Origin of the sequence: Streptomyces sp. NPDC047085 (genome assembly GCF_040643735.1) — a bacterium.
Classification (GTDB): Bacteria; Actinomycetota; Actinomycetes; order Streptomycetales; family Streptomycetaceae; genus Streptomyces.
The window spans coordinates 69521-91614 of record NZ_JBEYUW010000018.1 but is presented as its reverse complement, the minus strand read 5'-3'; the positions used below and the strand labels follow the sequence as shown (position 1 = coordinate 91614).

Genomic DNA, 22094 nt, shown 5'->3' with positions numbered 1-22094 from the left:
GGATCTGCTGCTGACAGGAGTGACCACCGTCCAGGCATGACACGAGCGGAGGAGGACGGGAATGACGCAGCGGGAGCCGACGGGGGAGGGCGGGGGCGAGGGCGGCAAGGAGAGCCAAGGCGGCGAGGGCGGAGGCGCGGACAGGGCCGAACTGGACCGGCTGCGCGACCGGATCGCCGCGCTGGAGGCCCGGCAGGCGGGCGAGGCGACCAGACCCCGGCACCGGATGCGGTCCGCGCTCGCCGCGCTGCTCATCATTCTCGGCTGTGTCCTCGCGCCGCTCGGCGTGGTCGCGGCCTGGACCGCCGACCTCGTCGACGACACCGATCGCTACGTCGCCACCGTCGCCCCGCTGGCCAAGGACCCCGACGTCCAGAACGCGGTGGCCAACCGGGCCACCGACGCCCTGATGTCCCACCTCGACATCCCCGCCCTCCTGCAGGGCGCCGCCCCGCCGGACCGGCCGCTCCTGGAGAAGGCGCTCGGTGCCGTCGGCGGCTCGCTGGAGGGAGCGGTACGCAGCTTCGTGCAGGACAAGGCGCAGGAGGTCGTCGCCTCCGACGCCTTCGACACGATCTGGCGCGACGCCAACCGCCGTATCCACGCCACCCTGGACAAGGCCCTGACGGGCAAGGGCGGAGGAGCGGTCCAGATCCAGGGCGACACGGTGACCATCGACCTGGCCCCAGTCATCGAACAGGTCAAGACCCGGCTGACCGACGCCGGACTGTCGGCGGCCGCGAAGATCCCCGAGGTGCACACCCAGTTCACCGTCCTCCAGGGGGACAAGATCAGCCGGATCAAGACCTACTTCCGGCTGCTCCAACTGGCGGGCCTCTGGCTGCCGATCCTCGCCGTCGTCCTCACCGCCGCCGGCGTCCTCACGGCCACGCACCGCCGCCGCGCCCTGATCGCCGCCGCGCTGGGCTTCGCCGTCGCCACCCTGCTCCTCGGCCTCGCGCTGACCGTCTTCCGGACCGTCTACCTGGACGCGCTGCCGAGCGGGGTCTCCCAGCCCGCCGCCGCCACCGTGTACGACACGCTCGTCCGGTTCCTGCGCACGTCGGTACGGGCGGTGGCGGCGCTGGGCGTGATCGTCGCCCTCGCCGCCTGGCTGACCGGACCCGGCCGCTCGGCCCGGGCCGTCCGCCAGGTGTGGCACGCGGGTGTCGCCGCGTCCCGCACCCAGACGGACCGCCTCGGCCTGCGCACGGGCCCGGTCGGCCCGTGCGTGCACCGCTACCGCGCCTGGATCACCTGGCTCCTGGTGGCCGCGGCCGCCGTGACCTTCATCCTCTGGAGCAACCCCACCGGCTGGGTCGTCATCGGCCTGGCGCTGGCCCTGCTCTTCGCCCTCACGGTGGTCGACTTCCTGGCCACGGACTGACGACCCGCGCTACGGCCGAGGGGTGACCCGTTCTACGGCCGAGGGGCCCGTGTGCCTCCGCCGTACCAGCCCCGGGAGGCGGAGGTGTGGACCTCGCACCGGGACCAGTCCAGGCGCGGCGCGGCGTTGAGTTCGGTGCGCAGGACCTGCTGCAGGCGCTGCCAGACGCCGCACTCGTTCCACTCGCGCAGCCGGCGCCAGCAGGTCATGCCCGAGCCGAAGCCGAGCTCCTGGGGGAGGTACTGCCACTGGATCCCGGCGTACAGCACGTAGAGGATCCCGCACAGCACCTCGCGGTCGGGCAACGGCTTACGGCCCGGATTACGGAAACGGCGTTCACGCTGGGGCAGCAGCGGCTCCAGACGGTCCCACAATTCGTCCGAGACAAGCCACGGCGGCGCTCCCGAACCGTGCTGGACGCGGACATACGGATCCGAACACGTCACCAGGGTCGACCCTTCTCCATTTCCAATCTCGTCCTCTATCTCTTGGGGATCCGCTGGGCGTGAGCACCCTGCTTGATCGACCGATATTTCGAGGAGACCTGGCCGATGAGTTCCCAGAAACACACCAGGGCGGTGACCGGTGGAATTCCGAGCATCACGAACGTCAGAAGCGGGCGGGCGGTGTGGCCGACACACAGAGCCATTGCCATGGCCGAGGCCACGATAATCACACCCCACGAGCGGCGGGCGCTTCGGCGCTGAACCGTCGCCCGCAGAATCGAGAGAGCCGCGACGAACCACGGCCCGTACACCGTGAGCGGCCACCACTTGGCCAGATTCGCGGGCAGCACGGACTCGGCGATGGTGTGCAGCTGACCGTAGGAGTAGGTGATGGCCCAGGTCAGCAGAGATGCCGCGCAGACCCCGATCGCGGCGATCAGGATCGTGACGTGGGTGATGCGCTGACCGCCGTCGAGGAGATGCGACTCCATCTGGGGGCGGCGCCGGTGGATCCGGCGATGCGAACGCTCCGGGGGAGCCGGATTCCGGTCCCGGTTCGGATCCGGGGCGGGTGCGGGTGCCGGGCGCGTTGCCGCCGACAGCATGTGGGCGAGTTCTTCGTCCAGGTCCCCCCAGGGCGCTCCGTCCGGTGCCGGACTGTGCCAGGACTGCGGGGACGGAAAGGTGACGGTATCGAACGTGGGCTGGCTGAGGGTGTCGTGTTCGCCTCGGAGGGTGTACTGCAGGTCGTAGTCGTAGGGGTGTGCCTCATAGCTGTTCCGGTCCACCGGTGGTCCTCCGTGTCCTCGTTCAGAAGCTTCCGTCGGGAACACGGGGATCGGGTGGTGCCGGTGCGGCACTGCTCTCACCGTTCCGTTCGCGGGCCGCCCGCAGATATTCAGTTTCCATAACCCTAATTTCGTCCAGAAAATCATCCAACAGGTCCCAGCAGTTGCCGAGGCGTGCCGGGCGATTCATGGCTCCGCATGCTTCATCCCCTGACACTGACACGGTCACATAACGAGAGCTCGTGGAGGGCGGTTGCCGGGCATTCGGGGGATTGGATCCCCCGAAAGGGTTGCCCGGGATGTCCGATAGAAACACTTGACCGATGACGGTGAGTAACTGACAAAGAAGGGGGAGTCGCTGCCGCCAAGTCCCTTTTTGCGCGGCTACACTGCCTCACATAATGAGCGGGCACGTCCCAGGTGATCCGGTCAGGACGTGGGCGCGTCCAGATCCGGCTTCCGCTGCACATCGGTCACCTTCACGTCCTCCGTCTCCGGAGCCCCGAACGTTTCGACGATCACCCCGCTGCCGGTCCCGGTGACCTCCAGGGCCACGTGGCTGCCCATGAAGCGCAGGTCCAGCCTCGCCCGGGGCGCGCCCGCGTGGTTCGGCATCCGGTGAATCCGCGACGCCGGGTAGTCCAGGGTCGTCAGCCTCTTGCGCATCGCCTGGTAGCTGGTCGTCTTCGTGTTCTCGAACGCCTCGCTGACGCGCTTCGCGTGCTCGTTGCCACTGCACTTCTCGACACCGGTCAGCGGCACCTCCTTCACCGACTTGGGCCCGGTGGAGTCAGCGGTCGGCTTCGCCGGCGCGGGGTCGTCCACGGGAACCGGAATGTCTCCCTCGGCGTTCGGAACACCCGGCGGGGTCTCGCCCGGCCCGTATCTCGGTGTGGGCGTGGCCTCTTCACCGGGCAGATCCTCCGGCTCGGGCACCCCATCACCGCCCTTGTCGCTGGGGGCGTTCGGAACGCATGCCGACGTGACGCGGTTCAGCAACGCCAGGAACCGCATCTCCGGGTCGTTGTCGCTGGGCGGGGTCTCCCGCGTGGGTGTCGCCGAGACGGCGCTGCCCGCCGGGGCCTGATCGGCGGTGGTGCCGGTGCCGGTGCGCTGAGTGCCGCAGCCGGAGAGGACCATGCAGCCGAGGGCGGCGGCCACCAGTGCGGGCTTCTTGAGGGATGTCGATCGCATGCATGAACGATGCGGCCTGTTGAGCACCGCACACATGAGTCCTCGTACTCACCTCACGTGGAGCCGACACTCAGGGGGTTGGGCGGGCGAGCCGGAGCCGGTCGCCCGACACGCGGCCTGACCTGCCACCCGGTACGCGTTCAGGATGCGCTCAGGATCTCTGTGTCACGGTCGAGGGTCCCGGCCGCTCGGCGGTCGGCTCACTCACAGGGCGCTCGTCCCGTTTCCCGGGGCGAGCGCTCTGCCGTTCGACCGGAAAGGAGAGCTGAATTGGGGAAATCGGAGGTCCACACCGACCTCGGCGTGGCGAGCACGTCGAGTACGACCAAGTCGGTGATGAAGAAGCTGCCCGAGGTCACGCTGGCGTTCTGGATCATGAAGATCGCCGCGACGACCCTGGGCGAGACGGCGGGCGACCTCTTCGCGCAGACCCTGAAGCTGGGCTACTTCCTCACGACGATCGCGCTGTTCCTGATCTTCGTGGTGACGCTGGTGATCCAGCTGCGGTCCAGCCACTACAACCCGTTCTTCTACTGGACCGTGATCCTGTCGACCAGCATGGCCGGCACCACGATGTCCGACTTCATGAACCGCGACGCCAGCGCCAAGTACCTCTCGAACGGCGCGACCAAGCTGGGCTGGGGTCCCCAGGGCCTCGGCCTGGGCTACCCCGCCGGGGCGGCGATCCTGATCTCGATCCTCCTGGCGATCTTCCTCGTCTGGAAGCTGAGCGGGATGACGTTCCAGATCCGCGACATCGTCACCTTCAGGGGAGAGGCCCTGTTCTGGTCGGCGATCCTTGTGTCGAACACCCTCGGCACCTCCATGGGCGACTTCCTGTCGGACAGTTCCGGCCTCGGCTACGCCGGTGGTGCGCTGCTCGTGACCGGGCTGCTCGCCGTACTCGCGGCACTGATGAAGGTGCCGGCCGTGCCGAACGTCCTGCTGTTCTGGATCGCCTTCGTCCTCACCCGCCCGCTGGGCGCCACCGCGGGCGACTTCCTCACCAAGCCGGTCGCCAAGGGCGGCCTGGATCTGGGCACCGCGGGCTCGTCCGCCGTACTCCTCGCCCTCCTGTTCGGACTGATGGCGTACGCCCAGGTCCAGGAACGCCGGTCCGCCACCCGGCCGACGTAGCGGGCCCACGACCCGGTCTCCCGGCCCGGCCGACCACGAAACCGGCCCCCGGCGCGTGCCGGGGGCCGGTTGGACTTGGTCCGGCCACTTCAGGTGACGGCCGAAGAACCGGTGCCCGTCGTCCACCTCGAACCACGGCGTACGGGTGACCTGCCGGGCCTCCTCGCGCTGGGCGCGGGGCACGTAACCCCCGGCGAAGAAACCGGCGGCCGGGCGGAGCAGTCCGCGCAGCTTGCCACGCTCGTCGTCGCGGCCGTCGAGGGGACGGTCGCCTTTTGCCGGGCCAAACGCAGCACCCAGCCGCTCGACCGCACCGCCGAGCAGCTGCAGGCGCTCATCGCCGGCGCGATCAAGCGCTGACGCCCGCCCGGGAGGGGGCACGGCCGAGTCGCGCAGACCTGGGTCACCCACCCAGTGCGGCGCGGACGGCCTTGGCCTTCTCCCCGGTGAACACGCCGCTGTCCAGAAGGGAGAGCACGGACAGCATGCCGCCGCGTGAACCCCAGCTGCCCTCGTCGATCACCAGGAAGGTGACCCACCAGGCCGGCGAGGGCTCCGCGTGCGGCGCTGCTCCTGGTTCAGGCGGCCCTTCGGGGTTTTCACCCACGAAACCCCAGATCAGGGCCAAACCAGGCAATACGGCTGATGTCCCGCCTCATGCAGCCGATGGCTGAAGTCCTGCCATTCGTGCAGCAGCTGGTACACGTTGAACGCGTCCCGCGGGCCGCCTCGGTCGGGGACCGTCGACCAGATGAAGGCGGCCGCGCCCACCGCCTCCTCGCCGATGCCGCGCAGGGGGTCGACGACCGTCATCGGGAGTTTGACGACCGCGTAGTCGGGGTGGAGGACGACCAGCTCCAGGGGCGGGACCTTGTGCAGGGGCACGCCCTCGATGCCGGTGAGGACCATCGCGGCCATCGTCTCCGGCTTGATCTTGGTGAACATGCCGTTCATGCCCAGCTCGTCGCCGCCGAGCTCCTCGGGGCGCATCGAGATGGGGACACGCGCCGCGGTCGCACCGTCGGGCGCACCGAAGTATTTGTACGTCACCCCCACCCGACCACCATTCCTGCTCCCTGCCCGGAGGCGTTCCGCCCGGTGGTCGAGGCGACGGTCGGCCGGCCGGTCCAGGTGCTGGGCCGGCTGTCGGTCGGTCTGCCGCTCGTGCCGCTCGGGCTCACTCGGTACACCCTGTGTCTGACGTGCGTCGCTCTGACGTGCCTCGGTCGCTTCCTCCGCCTCGCGCCGGTGCCTTCCCCGCCGGGCACGTCGAGGACCCAGGTCATCAGTCCCCTCGCCCAGTCCGCCACCGCGATGCATATCTCCACCCGACTGCTTTTCTAGGACGCCCGACCCCGGCCGCGCAACCCGATCATCGTGTCAGTGACCTCCCCCACGGCCGCCCGCCGAAACGTGCGGTGAAACACCAGTCCGCGGGATCCTCCCGGTCCCTGATCACTACGTGCCAAAGGGGCTGTGTGTATCACTGTGTGTATCAGGTGTCAGTCTCGCAGATGGCGGCGGAGAGGCCAGGGGATCAAGACACGGTGGCCGGGGCATCAAGAGACGGGGCCCGGGAGACGGTGAGCCGGCGGGGCCCGCACGGGCGGCCCGGGCGGTGAGCGGCCCGGGCACGTGGTCGCGTGGGATTCGGGCACGTGGTTGTCCGGGGTGTGGCCCGCTCCGCCTACCCTGAGGAGGTCACCACGCAACCGGAGTCCGAGAAGCCGGAGAAGCCGCACGTCATGAGTGCCCAGAGCGAAACGCCCTATCCCTACGACGCGCCCGTCTCGCAGGCGCTCTTCGACCGCGCCTCCGTCGTCACGCCGGGCGGCGTGAACTCGCCGGTGCGCGCCTTCCGCGCGGTCGGCGGCACGCCCCGGTTCATGGTCTCCGGCAGCGGGCCGTACCTGACCGACGCCGACGGGCGGGAGTACGTCGACCTGGTCTGCTCCTGGGGGCCGATGATCCTGGGGCACGCGCACCCCGAGGTCATCGCCGCCGTCCGGGATGCCGTCGCGCGCGGTACGTCCTTCGGTACGCCCGGTGAGGGCGAGGTCGCCCTCGCCGAGGAGATCGTCGCCCGGGTGGAGCCCGTCGAGCAGGTGCGACTGGTCAGCAGCGGGACCGAGGCGACCATGTCGGCCATCCGGCTCGCCCGTGGGTTCACCCAGCGGTCCAAGGTCATCAAGTTCGCCGGCTGCTACCACGGGCACGTGGACTCCCTGCTCGCCGCGGCGGGCAGCGGCGTCGCGACGTTCGCGCTGCCCGACACGCCCGGTGTCACGGGCGCCCAGGCCGGCGACACGATCGTGCTGCCGTACAACGACCTGGAGGCCGTGCACGAGGCCTTCCACCGGCACCCGGGCGAGATCGCCTGTGTCATCACCGAGGCCTCGCCCGGCAACATGGGCGTCGTGCCGCCGGACCCCGGGTTCAACGCGGGCCTCAAGGACGCCTGCCGGAAGAACGGCGCCCTCTTCATCTCCGACGAGGTCATGACCGGGTTCCGGACGAGCAGGAGCGGCTGGTACGGGATCGACGGCGTCAAGCCCGACCTCATGACCTTCGGCAAGGTCATGGGTGGTGGGTTCCCCGCCGCCGCCTTCGGCGGCCGCGCCGACGTGATGGCCCACCTCGCGCCCGCCGGGCCCGTGTACCAGGCCGGCACGCTCTCCGGGAACCCCGTCGCCACCGCGGCCGGCCTCGCCCAGCTGCGGCTCCTGGACGACGCCGCGTACGACAAGGTCGACGCCGTGTCCGCGCAGATCCAGGGCCTCGTCACCGAGGCGCTGAGCAAGGAGGGCGTGGCGCACCGGCTGCAGACCGCCTCCAACATGTTCTCGGTGTTCTTCACCGACCGGCAGGTGCGCACGTACGAGGACGCCAAGCGGCAGGAGTCGTTCCGCTTCACCGCCTTCTTCCACTCGCTGCTGTCGAACGGCGTCTACCTGCCGCCGTCGGCCTTCGAGTCCTGGTTCGTGTCCACGGCTCACGACGAGCGGGCCATCCAGAAGATCGCCGACGCCCTCCCGGCGGCGGCCCGAGCGGCCGCGGAGGCCACGGCAGCATGAGCAGCAACGGCAGCAACGGCAGCAACGGCAGTTACGCCGGCGACAACGACATCACCGTCGTCCACCTCATGCGGCACGGCGAGGTCGACAACCCGACCGGGGTCCTCTACGGGCGACTGCCCGGCTACCACCTCTCCGACCTGGGCCGGAAGATGGCCGAGCGGGTCGCCGAGCACCTCGCCACGCGGGACGTCACGCACGTCGTCGCCTCCCCGCTGGAGCGGGCGCAGGAGACCGCGACGCCGATCGCCAAGGCGCACGGGCTCGACCTCGCCACCGACGAGCGGCTCATCGAGGCCGACAACGTCTTCCAGGGCAAGACCTTCGGCGTCGGCGACGGCGCGCTGCGCAGGCCCGAGAACTGGAAGCACCTCGTCAACCCGTTCAAGCCGTCCTGGGGCGAGCCGTACGTCGACCAGGTGGTCCGGATGATGGGCGCGCTGAACGCGGCCAGGGACCAGGCCCGGGGGCACGAGGCGGTGCTGGTCAGCCATCAGCTGCCGATCTGGATCGTGCGGTCGTACGTCGAGAAGCGGCGGCTGTGGCACGACCCGCGCAAGCGGCAGTGCACGCTCGCCTCGCTGACGACGTTCACCTACCAGGGCGACAAGATCGTCTCGGTCGGCTACGCCGAGCCGGCGATCGATCTCGTCCCGGCCCACCTGCGCGCCGGCGCCAAGCCGGTGAAGGGGAAGAGCAAGGCCTTCGGGGCCTGAGGCGCACAGCTCGCCACACGCGCATCACCTGACGGTCCGTTGGGAGCGGCTTAGCCCGCTTTTGCTGGATCCGTTACGAAATGCATAAGAAAGGCACGGAACCTCCCCGATCGTCCCGCCATCTGTCTGGGTGACACCAGCGGGCGTGACGAATCGGGGACCTCCATGCGCACCAACTCCCGGACCCTTTCCCGGAGGGGAATACTCGGCCTCGGCGCGGGCGCGGCCGCCGCCGCGGGAATCGCCGGCTGCGGGAGCCTCACGTCCTCGGACGGCGGTGGGCGCCCCTCCGGTTCCCGGGGTCCGGGCGGTGGGGGCGGCCGGGACGGCGGCACCGACGGCCCCGGCGGTCACAGCGGAGGGCGCAGCGGCGGGAGTACGACGCAGGGGCGGCCCATCGGCGACGGCTCCACCTCCTTCACCGGCAAGCAGCCCCACCAGCCCGCCGCGCCGGAGCCGCTCGAACCGGGTCAGACCCCGCCGCAGTTCGTGATCTTCTCCTGGGACGGCGCCGGCGAGGTCGGCAACGGCCTCTTCCCGCGCTTCCTGGACCTCGCCAAGGAGCACGGCGCGAGCATGACCTTCTTCCTCTCGGGGCTGTATCTGCTGCCCGAGTCGAAGAAGCGGCTCTACGACCCCCCGAACAACCCGCGCGGCGCCTCCGACATCGGCTACCTCACCGACCCGCACATCAAGTCCACGCTCGCGGGCGTCCGCCGGGCCTGGCTGGAGGGCCACGAGATCGGCACCCACTTCAACGGGCACTTCTGCGCCGGCTCCGGCACGGTCGGCAACTGGACCCCGCGCCAGTGGAAGAGCGAGATCGAGCAGGCCAAGTCGTTCGTCAAGCAGTGGCGGACCAACACCGGCTGGACCGACCTGCCCTCCCTGCCGTTCGACTACGACAAAGAGCTCGTCGGCGGCCGTACCCCCTGTCTGCTCGGCCAGAACAGCCTGCTGCCCACCGCCCGCGAGCTGGGCTGGCGCTACGACGCCTCCTCGCCGGGCGGGCGCCAGACGTGGCCCACGAAGAAGCTGGGGATCTGGGACCTGCCGTTGCAGCAGATCCCGTTCCCCGGGCGCTCCTTCGAGGTCCTGTCGATGGACTACAACATGCTCGCCAACCAGTCCGTGAACTCGACGAAGGCGCCCGCCTACAACTACCCGGGCTGGCGCAGGCAGTCCGCGCAGGCGTACATCGCGGGATTCGAGCGGGCATACAGGACAAACCGGGCGCCGTTCTTCATCGGCAACCACTTCGAGCAGTGGAACGGCGGCATCTACATGGACTCCGTCGAGGAGGCCTTCAAGCACATCGCGCGCGAGAAGGAGAAGGGCGCGGACGTACGCCTGGTCTCCTTCCGGCAGTTCGTGGACTGGATGGACGTCCAGAAGCCCGAGGTGCTCGCCAAGCTGCGCACGCTGGAGGTCGGACAGAAGCCGGCCGGCGGCTGGAAGACGTTCCTCGCCTGACGGGCCTCGCTCGATCCCTGTTGGTCCTCGCTCGACCGCTGCCGGAAATGTCCCGTGTAAATACGCCCTGATATGCGGTTTTCCGTCCGCCAGGGGGGTGCGCGAGATCCCCGGAACGGGCATGCGAAACTTTTCACATGAGTACCCGTAGCCGCGCCGTCCTGCTCAGCGCCATGGCCGCCGTCGCGGCCCTGACCCTGTCCGCGTGCGGCAACGGCGGCACCTCCGGCGGTGGCGGCAACACCGGCTTCGTCACCGGCAACAACGGCATCGACACCGTCGCCCGGGGCAAGCGGACCGCGGCCCCCGACCTGTCCGGCACGACCATCGACGGCAAGTCCCTGGACGTCGCCGACTACAAGGGCAAGGTCGTCGTCATCAACGTCTGGGGCTCCTGGTGCGGTCCGTGCCGGGAGGAGGCCAAGTACTTCTCCAAGGTCTCGAAGGAGTACGCGGACCGGGGCGTGCAGTTCGTCGGCATCAACACCCGGGACACCAGTACCACTCCCGCCGTCGCCTTCGAGCAGGAGCACGGCATCGGCTACCCGAGCCTGTACGACCCGACGGGCAAGCTGATGCTCCGCTTCAAGAAGGGCACGCTCAACCCGCAGCTGATCCCCTCCACGCTCGTCATCGACAAGGACGGGAAGGTCGCCGCGCGGGCGCTGGAGGCGCTCGACGACACCACCCTGCTGAAGATGGTCAAGCCGGTCCTCGCGGAGAAGTGACGTGAGCGCACTCGTCACGCTGGCCGCGCAGAACCAGACCGTTCTCCACGGGGCCCTGCTGGTCGCCCTGCCCATCGCCCTGCTCGGCGGCCTCGTCTCCTTCTTCTCGCCCTGTGTCCTGCCGCTGGTGCCCGGCTACCTCTCCTACGTCACCGGGGTCGCCGGAACCGATCTGGCCGAGGCCAGACGCGGGCGCATGGTCGCCGGAGCCTCCCTGTTCGTGCTCGGGTTCAGCGCCGTGTTCGTCTCCGGCGGGGCGCTGTTCGGCTCCTTCGGCTGGACCCTGCAGGAACACAAGGTGGTCCTGGCCAAGGTGCTCGGCGTGGTCATGATCCTCATGGGCGTGTTCTTCATGGGGCTGATGCCCTGGCTCACCCAGCGCGAGTTCCGCTTCCACAAGCGCCCGACGGCCGGCCTGGTGGGCGCGCCGATAGTCGGGGCCCTGTTCGGGATCGGCTGGACGCCCTGCATCGGCCCCACCCTCGCGTCGGTGAACGTCCTCGCCATGGAACAGTCGAGCGCCGGGCGCGGGGCGCTGCTGATGGTCGCCTACTGCCTGGGCCTCGGCGTGCCCTTCGTGCTCGCGGCCGTCGCCTTCCGCAAGGCGCTCGGTGCCTTCGGCTGGGTCAAGCGCCACTATGTCTGGGTGATGCGCATCGGCGGCACGATGATGATCGTGACCGGTGTGCTGCTGCTGACCGGGGCCTGGGACCGCCTGGTGCAGGAGATGCAGACCTGGTCCAACGGCTTCACTGTGGGGATCTGACTCGATGAGCACTACTGAAAAAGCGGGGCCCGACAAGAGCCAGGACCAGGAGGACCTCGGCGCGGCCGGCTCCCAGCTGTCCACCGCTCCGCAGGAGGAGCTCGCCTCCGTCCCCGGCCTCGGCGTCATCGGCTGGATCCGCTGGTTCTGGCGTCAGCTGACCTCCATGCGGGTCGCGCTGCTGCTGCTCCTGCTGCTCTCCCTCGGCGCGATCCCCGGTTCGCTCATCCCGCAGAGCGGCGCCGACCTGAACAAGGTCGACGAGTTCCGCAAGGCGCACAAGACGCTCGCGCCCATCTACGACAAGCTGGGCCTCTTCCACGTCTACAGCTCGGTGTGGTTCTCCGCGATCTACATCCTGCTGTTCGTCTCCCTCATCGGCTGCATCGTCCCGCGCACCTGGCAGTTCGTCGGCCAGCTGCGCGGCCGCCCGCCGGCCGCGCCCAAGCGGCTGACCCGGCTGCCCGCCTACACCACCTGGCGCACCACGGCCGAGCCCGAGCAGGTCCGCGAGGCCGCGCTCGCCCTGCTGAAGAAGCGCCGCTTCCGCGCCCACCGCACCGGTGACGCCGTCGCCGCCGAGAAGGGCTATCTGCGGGAACTGGGCAACCTGGTCTTCCACATCGCCCTGATCGTGCTGCTGGTCGCCTTCGCCTCCGGCCAGCTGTACAAGGCGGACGGCACCAAGCTGATGGTGGAGGGCGACGGCTTCTCCAACGCGCTGCCGCTGTACGACGATTTCAAGTCCGGCAGCATGTTCCAGAACGACGACCTCGTGCCGTTCAGCTTCGACCTGAAGGACTTCAAGGCCACCTATGAGCTGACCGGTCCCAACCGGGGCACCCCGCGCACCTTCGAGGCGAAGATCGCCTACAGCGAGGGCGCGTACGGCAAGGAGAAGACCACCACCGTCCAGGTCAACCAGCCGCTGAAGATCGACGACTCCAAGGTCTACCTCGTCAGCCACGGCTACGCGCCCGTCGTCACCGTCCGCGACGGCCGGGGCAAGGTCGTCTACCACGACGCCGTACCGCTGCTGCCGCTCGACGGCAACGTCACCTCCAACGGCGTGATCAAGGTGATGGACGGCTACCGGGACGCCCGGGGCAAGAAGGACCAGCTCGGCTTCCAGGCCTTCTTCGTGCCGACCTTCGACCCGAAGGCCGGCACGATGCTCTCGCAGTTCCCCTCGCTGGTGAACCCACTGCTCGCGGTGAACGCCTACCACGGCGACCTGGGGGTCGACGCGGGCCTCTCGCAGAACGTGTACCAGCTGGACAAGAAGCACATGAAGGCGTTCAAGGACGGCAAGGGCCAGCTGCTGAAGAAGCTGCTGCGGCCCGGTGACACGCTCACGCTGCCGGACGGCGCCGGGTCCATCACCTTCGAGAAGGACGTCAAGGAATGGGCCGGCTTCGAGATCGTCCAGGAGCCGGGCAGCGGCTGGGCGCTGGGCGGTGCCCTCGCGGCGATCTTCGGTCTGGCCGGGTCCCTGTTCATCCAGCGCCGCCGCGTGTGGGTGCGGGCGGTGACCGGTGCCGACGGCGTCACGGTGGTCGAGATGGCCGGGCTCGGCCGCAGCGAGTCCGCCAAGGTGCCCGAGGAACTGGGCGACCTCGCCGGAATCCTCTACGACCAGGCGCCGGGGGCACCCGACCCCGACGACTCTTCAGCGTCCAACGAAGCAACCCCCGACCCCGAAGTCGTACCTGCCGAAGGGGCTGAGAAGTGACTCTCGCCGCCGCTACCGATCTCGCCGCCGCCACCAACGAACATCTCGCGAGCATCAGCAACACGCTGATCTACTCGTCGATGGCCGTCTACACGCTGGCCTTCTTCGCGTACATCGCCGAATGGCTCTTCGGCAGCCGCAGCAAGGTGGGCCGTACGGCCGCCGCGCTCACGGCGCACACCGAGACCGCGAAGGGTCCGGCCGTCACCGTGAAGAAGGCGGGCGGCACGGCCGTGCTGGAGCGGCCGAAGGTCGTGGTGCGCTCCGCGTCCGGCGCCCGGGATGTGCCGGACGGTCCCGGCGCGCACGGCGGTGACGTGCAGGGCGACATGTACGGGCGCATCGCCGTCTCGCTCACGGCGCTGGCGTTCCTGGTGGAGCTGGCCGGCGTGGTCGCCCGCGCGGCGTCCGTGCAGCGGGCGCCCTGGGGCAACATGTACGAGTTCAACATCACCTTCTCCACGGTCGCCGTCGGCGTGTACCTCGGGCTGCTGGCGCTGAAGAAGAACGTGCGCTGGCTCGGGCTGTTCCTGATCACCACGGTCCTGCTGGACCTGGGGCTGGCTGTCACCGTCCTCTACACGGCCAGCGACCAGCTGGTCCCGGCCCTGCACTCGTACTGGCTGTACATCCACGTCTCCACCGCGATCTTCTGCGGCGCGGTGTTCTACGTCGGCGCGGTCGCCACGATCCTGTACCTGTTCAAGGACTCGTACGAGAACAAGCTGCAGACCGGCGGCAAGCCGGGTGCCTTCGCCACCTCGGTCCTGGAGCGCCTGCCCGCCTCGGCCTCCCTCGACAAGTTCGCCTACCGGGTCAACGCGGCCGTCTTCCCGCTGTGGACGTTCACGATCATCGCGGGCGCGATCTGGGCGGGCGACGCCTGGGGCCGCTACTGGAACTGGGACCCGAAGGAGACCTGGTCCTTCATCACCTGGATCGCCTACGCCTGCTACCTGCACGCCCGCGCGACGGCCGGCTGGAAGGGCCGCAAGGCCGCCTACCTGGCGATGCTCGCCTTCGGCTGCTGGCTGTTCAACTACTACGGCGTCAACATCTTCGTCAGCGGCAAGCACTCCTACGCGGGCGTCTGAGTCCGGGGTCGGCGACACTGGTGTCATGAGCGGTTCCATCGCACAGGGCACCAGCCAGACCCACGGGAACACGCACATCATCCACATCCTGGTGCGGCTTCCGAGGCGCATGGAGGACGTCTGGCCCTGGGTGGCCACCCCGGAGGGGCTGGGGGCGTGGTACACCGCCGTGGACGTCCTCGAGCCCCGGCTCGGCGGGACGGTGGCCCTGCGGGGCGTGGGGGCCGGGCAGGTCACGGCGTGGGACGTGGACCGGGTCGCGGAGTACACCGTCGGCGACGGCGGCCGGGTCCGGTTCCATCTGGAGCGGGACGGCGAGGACGCCAGCGCGCTCCGCTTCACGCACGAGTTCCAGGGCGAGGCGGAGACGGAACAGCGCTGGCGCACCCGCTTCGAACGCCTGATCGAAACCTTGGCGCCCGCGGCTGCCACGGACACCGCGGACATCGCGGAGACCTGGGAGGACTGAGCCGAGACCTGGGAGGACCGAGGCCGGCTACGACGGCGGCAGGCACTCCTTCGCCGGCGGCTTCCCCTCCGGCCAGGCGATCCGCACGAACCGCGAGCCGCCCTCCGGTGTCAGCTCGACGATCGGCACGGCCTTGTCGTACGGATTGCCGTGCACGTCCAGGCAGATCCAGCCGCTCGCCCCGTCCACCCGCAGCGACCCCTTGACCTGCGGCCACTGCAGGCCCACGTCCCGCAGGGCCGGGACGCTCCGCCCGTCCGGCACCGCCTCGCGGATGCCGTGCACCGCGAGGCGCAGGGTGTCGTAGCCGACGATCAGCTGGCCGTCGTCCAGGGTGACCGGGCCGATCGGGCCGACCGGTGAGCGTTCCGCGGAGGCCAGCAGCGTGCGCAGCGCCTGGAAGTCCGCCGCCGAACCGCCCGTCTTCGCCGGGCTCTTCGTCCAGGCGTCCGGATGGGCCAGGGAGGTGTAGCGGACGGAGAGGTTGTGCCGCAGGGCGTCGCGGTCCAGGACCTTCTCGTGGGTCAGGTAGGACGCCTCGTCGCCCGTCAGCACCGTGAACCTCCGGTCCTGGCAGCCGCGTCCGCCCAGCGCGTTGATGAACTGCCGCAGCTGGGTGTGCCGGCCCGCGAACAGGATCGTGTCGGTCTCCCGGGAGGTGTCGCACACCAGGTGCGTGATCTGCCGGAAGGTGTTCGCGGTCGTGCCCTCCTGGCTGCGGTCGGCGGGCGGCGTGAACGGCTGCGGCTCGTACGGCGAACCCTTGATCAGCGCCGCGAACGACTCCTGCAGCGTGCGCGTGTACGGGTCGCCGGGCCGGTCGTACACCAGCAGCGCCTTGCCCGCCGTCACCTTGGCGAAGGACGCGAGCGCGCGGGCCTCGTCGGTGTTGGTCGGCGCCACCCGGGCCAGACCGGGGAAGGGATCCTTGCCCTGCTGCCCGTTGGCGAGGTCGTCGGCGGTGATGGAGGAGCCGACCACCGGGATGTGGTGCCGGGTCAGCTCCTGGACGGCCTTCTTGTTGTTGTCGGTGCTCTGCCCGATGCCCGCCACCGCCCGCAGCCGGTCCGCGCTCGTCGTCATGCGGACCAGCTGGTCCACGGTCTCCCGCCACCGGCCGCCGTCGGCCCCCGGATTGGCCGTCACCAGCCGGATCTGCGGCGCCTCCCCGTTGGAGGCGTGGTTGGCCTGGTACTGCGCCAGATAGGCGCCCTGCAGCTGGTGCTGGATGTCGTTCAGGTTGGTCGGGGAGGTCGAGCTGTAAGGCAGCATCAGGGCCACCGTGACGTAACTGCCGGGCTTCAGGCGGTCGTTCTCCCGCGCGATCGCCCGTACCGTCTTCTGTAGCTGGGCGTGCCCGAAGTCGTACGGCCCTGTCGCCACGCCCACGCACTCGTCGCTGTCCTGCGGGCGGGACACCCCGGGCGCGCAGGACCGGTCCTCGTGGGTGAGGGCCCGCATCGCGAACACCAGGCCGGTCACCAGGCAGGCCGCCAGCAGCAGGGCCAGATAGCGGCGCAGCGGGATCTCCCACACGCCCTCGCGCAACCACGTGCCCACACCCCTGCGCGCCATCACGCGTCCCCCCTCGAGTCGTCCGGGCCGTCGTCCGCGTCGCCGTCCGCGTCGCCGGGTCCGTCCATGGGGCGCCCGGCGAGCGCGGCCGCCGGCCAGTCCCGGGAGGCCCGCCACAGCAGGGCGTTGCCCGCCGGCCGCAGGTTGGACAGCTGCTCCAGCTCGAAGCGGAGCCGGTCCCCGACCTGCGGGCCGGGCAGCACCAGCGGGTCCGCCAGCAGCCACACCGCGTGCAGCAACCGCCGTATCCGCAGGTGCAGTACGGCGTCCGCGCCCTCCGGTACGGCGTGGTCGGCGTCCGTGCGGCCGAGCGCGACCGCGGCCCGCCGGTCGGCGCGGCCGGTGAAGTCGCGGCCCTCGGCGTCATGCGCGTGGAAGTACGGCGCCGACGCGACGAACCGCAAGGTGCGCAGCCAGGTGCGGGTGTCCTCGGTGAGGAACGTGTCCCGCAGGTGGGCGACCGCCGGTTCCGTGACGCCCAGGGCGAGTTCGTGGTGGAGCCGGTAGCGGGCGTGCTCCGGGTCCGGGTAGTGGGCGATCAGCGTCTCGTGCGCCGTACGCCACGACGCGTGGTCGGTGTCGCGCAGATGCAGCCGGAGCAGCAGCAGGGTCCGTACGAACGGGTCCCCGACGAACTGGCCGGGTACGACCGGCAGCCCCTCCTCGGCCAGCAGGGTCTGCAACGCCCGTACGTTCGCCGGGCCGAAGGTGTCCGGGAGCAGCGCCGCCGCCAGGGCGCAGGCCGAGCCGTGGTCGTGGGCGGCGGCCAGCACGGTCAGCTCCTCCAGGTGCTCGGCCGGCACCAGCCGGTCCAGCAGCGCCTGGTAGGCGGGCACGGCGGGTTGGTCCTCGGCCGGGCGGACGCCGGCGGTGAGCAGTTCGGCCGGCGCGGAGGCCGCGGGCAGGTTCTGCGCGGCGGACTCGGCGAGCAGCACGATGCCGAGCGGATTACCGCCCGCCAGCCGGTGGACGGCGTGCGGGAGTTGCGCCGGTAACTGCGCGTCCTCACAGATGGCGCCGACGATGTGCAGGGTGTCGTCCGGGCTCAGCGGGGGCAGCGCGACCAGCAGCGCCCGCGAGGAGGGCGCCGCGTCCGGGGTCCAGTCGCTGCGCCGGGCCACCTCGGCCAGCTCCCGCCGGACCGCGCTGCGCAGCTCCTGCCGGCCCTCGCCGCGCCGGGCGGCGACGAACGCCACCTGGTCGCCGACGCCCTCGGCGCGGTCCCGCAGCACCGCCTCCACCAGCCCCGGGCCGGGCGCGGTCTGCGCGTTGTCGAGCAGCACCAGCGGCCGCCCCAGGCGCTGCATACGGGGCAGCATCCCCGCGTACGCCTCCGTCAGGTCGGCCAGCAGGGCCCGCACCAGATACCGCTCGGCGTGCTCCCGGGAGGTGCCGCCCGCCCGGAAGTGGCCCGACAGCAGGATCAGTCCGCGCTGCGCGTGCCCGCCGGCGTTCGGATACGTCCGGTACCACACCGACGCCTTCTGGTGCCGGCGGCTGGCGAAGCCCTCGGCGACCGACTCCAGGGTCGCCTCGATCGCGCCCGACACCAGCGGCCCGGTGCCGGTGGCCGCGGCCACCACCTTCGCCGCCACCTTCCCGGCCCAGCGCCCGGCGAACCCGCTGATCCACGAGCCGCTCTCGTTCAGCAGCAGGATCCGCTCGACCTCCCGGCGGATCCGCTCCGAGTCGGCGTCGCCCCAGCCGCCCGCGGCCACCGCCACCAGCCCCGACATCAGCCGCGGGAAGGTGATCCGCCCGGCGCCCGTCACCGGCTCCGCCAGCTGCTCGGCGATCACCAGCAGCCCCTGCGCCACCGGCGACCAGGACTCGGCGGGCCGCTCGGCGGGCGGACCGGCGAACTGCTCCTCCGCACAGTCGATCAACGCGACCGGCGTGTGCCCCTTGTAGGCGTCCCGTAACGCGCCGAGGACCGCGCTCTTGCCGAGCCCGCGCGCCCCCGTCAGCACCACCAGCGGCGGCTCCGCCGGGTGCTCGAACGGGTGACTCCGGTGCTGTGCGGGACGCAGGCCCACCAGCCGGGGAGCGAGACCGGCCGGCTCGATGTCGAACAGCGCTCCACGCCCGTGCAATCGTCTGCCCACCCGCACCCCCCCATCAACAGCAGTGTAGAAAGGGGAAGTTGCTCCGTACCAGGGTCATTGGTGTCCGTTGGGTCACGAAGTGTGGGCGCGGAGTGACGGCCGGGCCGGATCGGTCGGCCGGAGCCAGCCTGATCCGGAATACACCCCCTAGACCTCGCCCGTCGGCGGAGTCCATCGCCGCCCGCTCATCAGGCTGCCCAGGCCCGACCACGCGAAGTTCATCAGGGTGGACGCGGCCTCCCTGGCGGTGACGCCCTCCGTGGCGTTGGCCCAGTCGGCGAGGGACTCGGCGGCGCCCACCAGGGCCTCGGCGAGCCCGGCGACCTCGTGTTCGGGGAGGTCGGGGTCGCGGTGGGCCTCGCGGGCGGCGACCGCGATCAGCTGGGTCACGAACGCGACGATCTCCTCGCGCAGCGCCGCGGCCTCGGCCGCGAACGCCTTGCCGTGGGTGCGGGCCTGGAGGTGCAGGACGGCCCAGCCGTCGGGGTGCTCGGCGGTGTGCGCGAAGAACGCCTGGAGCCCGTCCCACAGCTGGCGGTCGGCGGGCAGGTCACGGCGGACACCGGCGCGGACGGCCTCCATGAGCGCGGCGGCCTCGCGGCGGATGCAGGTGGTGAAGAGGTCTTCCTTCGAGTTCAGGTACAGATAGACCAACGGCTTGGACACGCCCGCGAGTTCGGCTATCTCGTCCATCGAGGCGGCCATGTACCCGCGCCGGCCGAAGATCCGCACGGCGGCGTCCAGCATCTGCCGCTCGCGCACCGCCCTCGGCATCCGTCTGGTCTTCACGGAACCCATGAAGCCAGACTAGTTGGGGCCGACGGCGTCTTCCTGGCTGCGGTTGGCCTCCAGGTTGGCCTTCATCCGGTCGACCTTGGTGACGATCTGCACGGAGGCCCTGTCCCGCTCCTTGCGCAGCACGACCCAGCTGATCGGCGCGGAGAGGACCAGCGCGAGCAGCAGGACCCACAGGAAGTTGGAGTCGCCGAAGCCGCGCGGGAAGATGCCCGAGTAGACGGCTCCCCAGACGACCACGAGGCAGCCGGCGAAGATGCCGAGGCGCATCAGTGTGTAGCGGAGCATCTCAATCCAGTCTTCCGATTCCAAAACGGGTCATCGTCCAGTGAAGCACGGCGCGGACCCGATCTTGCGGCGGGGTCGGTGCCGGGTCAGTGCAGGGGCAGCAGCATGAAGATGTCGTCCCGGTCGTCGCCCGGAGCGACCCGGATCGCGCCGGGTACCCGGCCGACCTCCTTGTAGCCGCAGGAGCCGTAGAACCGCTCCAGGCCGAGCCCGCCCCGGCAGGTGAGCCGTATCGCCTCGACGCCGTCCAGCGTCCGGGCCGCCTCCTCGGCGGCGGCCAGCAGGTCCCGGCCGTACCCCTTGCCCTGGTGCCTCGGGTGGACCATCACCGTGTACAGCCATATCCAGTGCCGCATCAGCCGGTGCGTGTTGTCGGTGAGGAACGCCGTCGCCGCGACCGTCCCGGTCTCGTCCCGGCCCACCAGCAGCCGGGTGCGGCCCTCGGCCATCGCCACGAAGTGCTTGACCAGCTCCGGGCGTATGTCCTCCACGGTCACCGGCGGCACGAACCCGACGGAGCCGCCCGCGTTCGACACGTCCGCCCACAGCGTGAGCAGGTCGTCCCGCAGGGCAGGCGAGACCGCCGGGTCCAACTCGAAGGTCAGTGCCACTCGGTCACACCCGCATCGGCTGCGGAGACTCACGGCGCAGCGGGTCCGGGCCGTCGTACTCGCGGATGATCTCGTAGCGGGTGTTGCGTTCCACCGGGCGGAAGCCGGCGTCGCGGATCAGGTCCAGCAGGTCCTCGCGGGTCAGCTTGTTCGGGGTGCCGTAGTTGTCCGCGTCGTGCGTGATCTTGTACTCGACGACCGAGCCGTCCATGTCGTCCGCGCCGTGCTGGAGGGCGAGCTGGGCGGTCTGCACGCCGTGCATGACCCAGAAGACCTTGACGTGCGGGACGTTGTCGAACAGGAGGCGGGAGACCGCGAAGGTCTTCAGGGCCTCGGCGCCGGTGGCCATGGTGGTGCGGGCCTGCAGCTTGTTGCGGACCTTGCCGTCCTTCATGTCCACGAAGTCGTGCTGGTAGCGCAGCGGGATGAAGACCTGGAAGCCGTTCGTCTCGTCCTGGAGTTCACGCAGGCGCAGGACGTGGTCGACGCGGTGGCGGGGCTCCTCGATGTGGCCGTAGAGCATGGTGCACGGGGTCTTCAGGCCCTTCTCGTGCGCGAGGCGGTGGATGCGGGACCAATCCTCCCAGTGGGTCTTGTGGTCCACGATGTGCTGCCGGACCTCCCAGTCGAAGATCTCGGCACCGCCGCCGGTGAGGGACTCCAGGCCCGCGTCGATCAGCTCGTCGAGGATCTCGGAGGCCGACAGACCGGAGATCGTCTCGAAGTGGTGGATCTCGGTGGCCGTGAACGCCTTCAGGGAGACGTTCGGGAGGGCGGCCTTCAGCTCCCGCAGCGAGCGCGGGTAGTAGCGCCACGGCAGGTTCGGGTGCAGGCCGTTGACGATGTGCAGCTCGGTCAGGTTCTCCGACTCCATCGCCTTGGCGAGCTTCACCGCCTCCTCGATGCGCATCGTGTACGCGTCCTTCTCGCCCGGCTTGCGCTGGAACGAGCAGTAGGCGCAGGACGCCGTGCACACGTTCGTCATGTTCAGGTGCCGGTTGACGTTGAAGTGCACCACGTCGCCGTTCTTGCGGGTCCGCACCTCGTGCGCGAGGCCGCCCAGCCAGGCCAGGTCGTCCGACTCGTACAGCGCGATGCCGTCCTCGCGGGTCAGCCGCTCACCGGAGCGGACCTTCTCCTCCAGCTCGCGCTTGAGCCCGACGTCCATGCCTGTTTCCCTCCTACGACAACTCAGCCAACCGTACGCCTACACCTCTTCGGGCAGTTCCCCGACCCGGTTCTCCCACTTCGTGGACAACACGATGGTGGTACGGGTCCGGGACACGCCCTTGGTCCCGCTCAGCCGCCGGATGATCCGCTCCAGGCCGTCCACGTCCGTCGCCCGCACCTTGAGCATGTAGGAGTCGTCGCCGGCGATGAACCAGCAGTCCTCGATCTCGGGAAGCTCCTTCAGCCGCTGGGCCACGTCCTCGTGGTCGGCGGCGTCGGACAGCGAGATGCCGATCAGGGCGGTCACGCCGAGGCCGAGGGAGGCCGCGTTCACCGTGGCGCGATACCCGGTGATGACACCGGCCGCCTCCAGCCGGTTGATGCGGTCGGTGACGCTGGGGCCCGACAGGCCGACGAGACGCCCCAGCTCCGCGTACGAGGCCCGGCCGTTCTCCCTCAGGGCCTGGATGAGCTGCCTGTCCACCGCGTCCATGCGATCGAAGCCTTCCGCTGAAGAGTTCCCGAAGTGATGAGAGGTACTGCGAA

Annotated in this window: 21 protein-coding genes and 3 pseudogenes; 11 read left to right on the top strand and 13 right to left on the bottom strand. The window is 70.2% G+C overall.

The features are described 5' to 3' along the window. Window positions 1-61 precede the first annotated feature (61 nt). Window positions 62-1387 (top strand): hypothetical protein, encoded by a 1326-nt coding sequence (locus ABZ865_RS38710; RefSeq protein WP_361241122.1) that lies wholly within the window; start codon window positions 62-64, stop codon window positions 1385-1387. A gap of 98 nt (window positions 1388-1485) precedes the next feature. Here the strand turns inward: ABZ865_RS38710 and ABZ865_RS38705 are convergent. The 3 genes and pseudogenes from ABZ865_RS38705 to ABZ865_RS38695 all read right to left on the bottom strand — a co-directional run. After that, window positions 1486-1833: pseudogene (locus tag ABZ865_RS38705) on the bottom strand (transposase); the annotation flags it as partial. A gap of 35 nt (window positions 1834-1868) precedes the next feature. Beyond that, complete coding sequence (locus ABZ865_RS38700; protein WP_361241119.1) at window positions 1869-2768, bottom strand: DUF2637 domain-containing protein; 900 nt, start codon at window positions 2766-2768, stop codon at window positions 1869-1871. A gap of 282 nt (window positions 2769-3050) precedes the next feature. Further along, window positions 3051-3815: a hypothetical protein gene (locus ABZ865_RS38695; protein WP_361241117.1), complete on the bottom strand. Its 765-nt coding sequence runs from the start codon at window positions 3813-3815 to the stop codon at window positions 3051-3053. Between the two features lie 270 nt (window positions 3816-4085). Between ABZ865_RS38695 and ABZ865_RS38690 the strand changes: the two genes are divergently transcribed. Then, window positions 4086-4952, top strand: a complete 867-nt coding sequence (locus ABZ865_RS38690) for a hypothetical protein (protein ID WP_361241114.1) — start codon at window positions 4086-4088, stop codon at window positions 4950-4952. 87 nt (window positions 4953-5039) lie between these two features. On the opposite strand, the pseudogene ABZ865_RS38685 reads toward ABZ865_RS38690, so the two are convergent. Continuing rightward, window positions 5040-5162: pseudogene (locus ABZ865_RS38685) on the bottom strand (alpha/beta hydrolase); the annotation flags it as partial. Window positions 5163-5168: 6 nt separating this feature from the next. Between ABZ865_RS38685 and ABZ865_RS38680 the strand changes: the two are divergent. Beyond that, window positions 5169-5312 (top strand): annotated as a pseudogene (locus ABZ865_RS38680) (TetR/AcrR family transcriptional regulator); the annotation flags it as partial. Window positions 5313-5355: 43 nt separating this feature from the next. On the opposite strand, the gene ABZ865_RS38675 reads toward ABZ865_RS38680, so the two are convergent. Together ABZ865_RS38675 and ABZ865_RS38670 are read right to left on the bottom strand one after the other, a co-directional pair. After that, on the bottom strand, window positions 5356-5559 hold the full coding sequence (locus ABZ865_RS38675) for a hypothetical protein (RefSeq protein WP_361241111.1): 204 nt from the start codon (window positions 5557-5559) through the stop codon (window positions 5356-5358). A gap of 11 nt (window positions 5560-5570) precedes the next feature. Then, window positions 5571-6272 carry a hypothetical protein gene (locus ABZ865_RS38670; protein ID WP_361241108.1) on the bottom strand — a complete coding sequence of 234 codons (702 nt, stop codon included), beginning with the start codon at window positions 6270-6272 and terminating at the stop codon, window positions 5571-5573. Between the two features lie 425 nt (window positions 6273-6697). On the opposite strand from ABZ865_RS38670, the gene hemL reads away from it, so the two are divergent. The 8 genes from hemL to ABZ865_RS38630 all read left to right on the top strand — a co-directional run bounded on the left by hemL (window position 6698) and on the right by ABZ865_RS38630 (window position 15004). Continuing rightward, entirely contained in the window at window positions 6698-8026 is a 1329-nt protein-coding gene (gene hemL, locus ABZ865_RS38665) for a glutamate-1-semialdehyde 2,1-aminomutase (protein WP_361241105.1), read from the top strand. Further along, window positions 8023-8742: a histidine phosphatase family protein gene (locus tag ABZ865_RS38660; protein WP_361241102.1), complete on the top strand. Its 720-nt coding sequence runs from the start codon at window positions 8023-8025 to the stop codon at window positions 8740-8742. The genes hemL and ABZ865_RS38660 overlap by 4 nt, the downstream gene beginning before the upstream one ends. Before the next feature lie 165 nt (window positions 8743-8907). Next, complete coding sequence (locus ABZ865_RS38655; RefSeq protein ID WP_361241099.1) at window positions 8908-10215, top strand: hypothetical protein; 1308 nt, start codon at window positions 8908-8910, stop codon at window positions 10213-10215. Between the two features lie 137 nt (window positions 10216-10352). Further along, window positions 10353-10943 (top strand): TlpA disulfide reductase family protein, encoded by a 591-nt coding sequence (locus ABZ865_RS38650; protein ID WP_361241096.1) that lies wholly within the window; start codon window positions 10353-10355, stop codon window positions 10941-10943. 1 nt (window position 10944) lies between these two features. Continuing rightward, window positions 10945-11709 carry a cytochrome c biogenesis protein CcdA gene (locus ABZ865_RS38645; RefSeq protein ID WP_100827630.1) on the top strand — a complete coding sequence of 255 codons (765 nt, stop codon included), beginning with the start codon at window positions 10945-10947 and terminating at the stop codon, window positions 11707-11709. Window positions 11710-11713: 4 nt separating this feature from the next. Next, the gene (locus ABZ865_RS38640) at window positions 11714-13441 is read left to right on the top strand and encodes a cytochrome c biogenesis protein ResB (RefSeq protein WP_361241092.1); all 1728 of its coding nucleotides are present in this window, start codon (window positions 11714-11716) and stop codon (window positions 13439-13441) included. Beyond that, window positions 13438-14535, top strand: coding sequence for a c-type cytochrome biogenesis protein CcsB (gene ccsB, locus ABZ865_RS38635; RefSeq protein WP_361241089.1), 1098 nt, complete (start codon window positions 13438-13440; stop codon window positions 14533-14535). Before ABZ865_RS38640 ends, ccsB begins: the two co-directional genes overlap by 4 nt. Window positions 14536-14560: 25 nt before the next feature. Beyond that, window positions 14561-15004 carry a hypothetical protein gene (locus tag ABZ865_RS38630; RefSeq protein WP_361241086.1) on the top strand — a complete coding sequence of 148 codons (444 nt, stop codon included), beginning with the start codon at window positions 14561-14563 and terminating at the stop codon, window positions 15002-15004. A 27-nt stretch (window positions 15005-15031) separates the two neighbouring features. Here ABZ865_RS38630 and ABZ865_RS38625 read toward each other — a convergent pair whose 3' ends face one another. The 7 genes from ABZ865_RS38625 to ABZ865_RS38595 all read right to left on the bottom strand — a co-directional run bounded on the left by ABZ865_RS38625 (window position 15032) and on the right by ABZ865_RS38595 (window position 22041). Further along, window positions 15032-16579, bottom strand: coding sequence for a hypothetical protein (locus tag ABZ865_RS38625; RefSeq protein WP_361241295.1), 1548 nt, complete (start codon window positions 16577-16579; stop codon window positions 15032-15034). After that, complete coding sequence (locus ABZ865_RS38620; RefSeq protein ID WP_361241083.1) at window positions 16579-18672, bottom strand: hypothetical protein; 2094 nt, start codon at window positions 18670-18672, stop codon at window positions 16579-16581. Before ABZ865_RS38620 ends, ABZ865_RS38625 begins: the two co-directional genes overlap by 1 nt. A 159-nt stretch (window positions 18673-18831) precedes the next feature. Then, entirely contained in the window at window positions 18832-19482 is a 651-nt protein-coding gene (locus ABZ865_RS38615; RefSeq protein ID WP_361241080.1) for a TetR/AcrR family transcriptional regulator, read from the bottom strand. A gap of 9 nt (window positions 19483-19491) precedes the next feature. After that, window positions 19492-19767 (bottom strand): DUF4229 domain-containing protein, encoded by a 276-nt coding sequence (locus ABZ865_RS38610; RefSeq protein WP_361241077.1) that lies wholly within the window; start codon window positions 19765-19767, stop codon window positions 19492-19494. 86 nt (window positions 19768-19853) lie between these two features. Further along, window positions 19854-20378: a GNAT family N-acetyltransferase gene (locus tag ABZ865_RS38605; RefSeq protein WP_361241074.1), complete on the bottom strand. Its 525-nt coding sequence runs from the start codon at window positions 20376-20378 to the stop codon at window positions 19854-19856. Window positions 20379-20382: 4 nt separating this feature from the next. After that, a complete protein-coding gene (gene mqnE / locus ABZ865_RS38600; protein ID WP_361241072.1) occupies window positions 20383-21546 on the bottom strand; it encodes an aminofutalosine synthase MqnE in 1164 nt (387 codons plus the stop codon). 39 nt (window positions 21547-21585) lie between these two features. Next, a complete protein-coding gene (locus ABZ865_RS38595) occupies window positions 21586-22041 on the bottom strand; it encodes an Lrp/AsnC family transcriptional regulator (RefSeq protein ID WP_097253023.1) in 456 nt (151 codons plus the stop codon). Window positions 22042-22094 lie beyond the last annotated feature (53 nt).

What these genes read in the sequence shown, in the direction of transcription:
- ABZ865_RS38630 (WP_361241086.1), top strand. Translation starts at nt 14,561, where the DNA reads ATGAGCGGTTCCATCGCACAGGGCACCAGCCAGACCCACGGGAACACG.
- hemL (WP_361241105.1), top strand. Translation starts at nt 6,698, where the DNA reads ATGAGTGCCCAGAGCGAAACGCCCTATCCCTACGACGCGCCCGTCTCG.
- ABZ865_RS38710 (WP_361241122.1), top strand. Translation starts at nt 62, where the DNA reads ATGACGCAGCGGGAGCCGACGGGGGAGGGCGGGGGCGAGGGCGGCAAG.
- ABZ865_RS38650 (WP_361241096.1), top strand. Translation starts at nt 10,353, where the DNA reads ATGAGTACCCGTAGCCGCGCCGTCCTGCTCAGCGCCATGGCCGCCGTC.
- ABZ865_RS38700 (WP_361241119.1), bottom strand. Translation starts at nt 2,768, where the DNA reads ATGATTTTCTGGACGAAATTAGGGTTATGGAAACTGAATATCTGCGGG.
- ABZ865_RS38615 (WP_361241080.1), bottom strand. Translation starts at nt 19,482, where the DNA reads ATGGGTTCCGTGAAGACCAGACGGATGCCGAGGGCGGTGCGCGAGCGG.
- ABZ865_RS38670 (WP_361241108.1), bottom strand. Translation starts at nt 6,272, where the DNA reads ATGCATCGCGGTGGCGGACTGGGCGAGGGGACTGATGACCTGGGTCCT.
- ABZ865_RS38595 (WP_097253023.1), bottom strand. Translation starts at nt 22,041, where the DNA reads ATGGACGCGGTGGACAGGCAGCTCATCCAGGCCCTGAGGGAGAACGGC.
- mqnE (WP_361241072.1), bottom strand. Translation starts at nt 21,546, where the DNA reads ATGGACGTCGGGCTCAAGCGCGAGCTGGAGGAGAAGGTCCGCTCCGGT.
- ABZ865_RS38610 (WP_361241077.1), bottom strand. Translation starts at nt 19,767, where the DNA reads ATGCTCCGCTACACACTGATGCGCCTCGGCATCTTCGCCGGCTGCCTC.
- ABZ865_RS38625 (WP_361241295.1), bottom strand. Translation starts at nt 16,579, where the DNA reads ATGGCGCGCAGGGGTGTGGGCACGTGGTTGCGCGAGGGCGTGTGGGAG.
- ABZ865_RS38695 (WP_361241117.1), bottom strand. Translation starts at nt 3,815, where the DNA reads ATGCGATCGACATCCCTCAAGAAGCCCGCACTGGTGGCCGCCGCCCTC.
- ABZ865_RS38660 (WP_361241102.1), top strand. Translation starts at nt 8,023, where the DNA reads ATGAGCAGCAACGGCAGCAACGGCAGCAACGGCAGTTACGCCGGCGAC.
- ABZ865_RS38655 (WP_361241099.1), top strand. Translation starts at nt 8,908, where the DNA reads ATGCGCACCAACTCCCGGACCCTTTCCCGGAGGGGAATACTCGGCCTC.
- ABZ865_RS38640 (WP_361241092.1), top strand. Translation starts at nt 11,714, where the DNA reads ATGAGCACTACTGAAAAAGCGGGGCCCGACAAGAGCCAGGACCAGGAG.